We start from the raw sequence: 373 nt of genomic DNA, 5'->3' as shown, positions 1-373 counted from the left end.
GTCGTGGGCGGCGGAACGCACCTCAAGCCGGAGGAACTCCACGAACTGGTGGACGCGAAGAAGGAGAACGGCGAGGACGTCGTTTTCTTCGACGGCCGTAATGCGTTCGAGGCGCAGATCGGAAAATTCAAGGACGCGATTGTCCCGGACGTCGCCACCACCCACGATTTCATCAAGGAACTAGAGTCCGGCAAGTACGACTCCATCAAGGACAAGCCGGTAGTCACCTACTGCACCGGCGGAATCCGCTGCGAGGTGCTCTCCAGCCTCATGGTGAACCGCGGATTCAAGGAGGTTTACCAGCTCGACGGCGGCATCGTCCGGTATGGCGAAACGTTCAAGGACCAGGGCCTGTGGGAGGGCTCGCTGTACG

At 60.3% G+C, this 373-nt stretch carries 1 protein-coding gene; it reads left to right on the top strand.

Annotated elements, in window-relative coordinates:
- The coding region (locus AC1DCG_RS25210; protein WP_477041770.1) for a rhodanese-like domain-containing protein at positions 1 to 373 on the top strand (373 nt) is incomplete at both ends.

Source organism: Caulobacter sp. 10L414 (assembly GCF_056395525.1).
This window is presented reverse-complemented; position numbering and strand designations above follow the sequence as displayed.